Source organism: Acetobacter indonesiensis, from assembly GCF_000963945.1.
Lineage (GTDB): Bacteria > Pseudomonadota > Alphaproteobacteria > Acetobacterales > Acetobacteraceae > Acetobacter > Acetobacter indonesiensis.
Map to the genome: position 1 here is coordinate 1 of NZ_BAMW01000088.1, position 1,231 is coordinate 1,231.

Genomic DNA, 1,231 nt, shown 5'->3' on the forward strand with positions numbered 1-1,231 from the left:
TTGCGCGCACCATAAACAGCACGATTATCCTGCCAGATCCGGCGGATAGGGCTCATCCTCCGAGAGTTTTACTCTCCGGTAAACCCGGGGCAGTTCACTGGCTGCGCTGATCGTCAATTTGCATGATGACTCAACGACGCACGCCAGATTGGTTCGGGCCGGGCGTCGCTTTATTCGAGAGCGACATGATCATGCGAGAATTATCGACGCGCTTGGAAGGATCGCTGGAGATACGAGGGTTAAACGTCAGGCCGGGTAACCGGTCTATGGTCGACTTTTTGCGGGGCAAACGGAATATCGTCTTCCAGACCAGAAAGAAAGCGAATGCCCCCTACGGACTATTCCCGGTTTTTCTTGACGTGAGGCGCCAGGGCGGCCAGCGATGAGGCCATGGATACAATCAGTCTTCTTGCCCTGCTCCTGACCTTCTCGGCAGGCTTCAGCATTCTCAACCACCATACATTGCGTGTTCCTGTCACGATTGGCGTTTTGGTCTTCTCATTGCTGACCTCGCTGCTGGTCATGATCCTGAATCCGCTGATCCCGGCCTATGATCTTCAGGCTCTCCCACGATCCGTGCTCGGTGCCATCAATCTGCCTGCGGCACTTCTGAACGGTGCCCTGTCGCTGCTGCTTTTTGCGGGAGCCATGCAGGTGAATGTCGGACATCTGCGCGCAAAGCTGATGTCTGTGACAGCCCTCTCCATTCTCGGAACCGTGCTGGCCGTGGCTTTTCTGGCGGTCGCGGCGTGGTGTGTTTTCCCACTGCTGGGCCATGCCGTTCCGTTTACATGGTGCATCGTGCTCGGCGCCGTTCTGGCACCTACGGACCCCGTTTCAGTCGTGGGGATGCTGAAACGTCTGGGACTGCCAGGACCGCTACAGGCCGTTTTTGCGGGTGAGAGCCTGTTCAACGACGGCGTGGGGGTTGTCATTTTCGGTGTAACGATCGGACTGGCGACCGGAGACAGTCAGGGCGTGACTGCCTCGGAGATCGCGTTCAGCTTCTGTCGTGAGGCGGTTGGTGGCGGTCTGTTGGGTGCACTGACCGGGTGGATCGCGCTTCGTGTGCTTAGGGCGCAGCGTGATCCGCATATTGATCTGCTGACGTCGCTGGCTCTGGCAACCGGAACATTCAGCATCGCCAGTCAACTTGGCATGTCCGGTGCGATTGCCGTCGTCATGGCCGGTCTCTGCTTCGGAACCAGCTACAGCCATTCCATTTTCGATG

Annotated in this window: 1 protein-coding gene; it reads left to right on the plus strand. The window is 57.8% G+C overall.

The genetic code is table 11. From position 1 onward, the window contains the following. Positions 1–390: 390 nt before the first annotated feature. On the plus strand, positions 391–1,231 hold an 841-nt coding region (locus tag Abin_RS14905), incomplete at its 3' end, for a cation:proton antiporter domain-containing protein (RefSeq protein ID WP_048848385.1).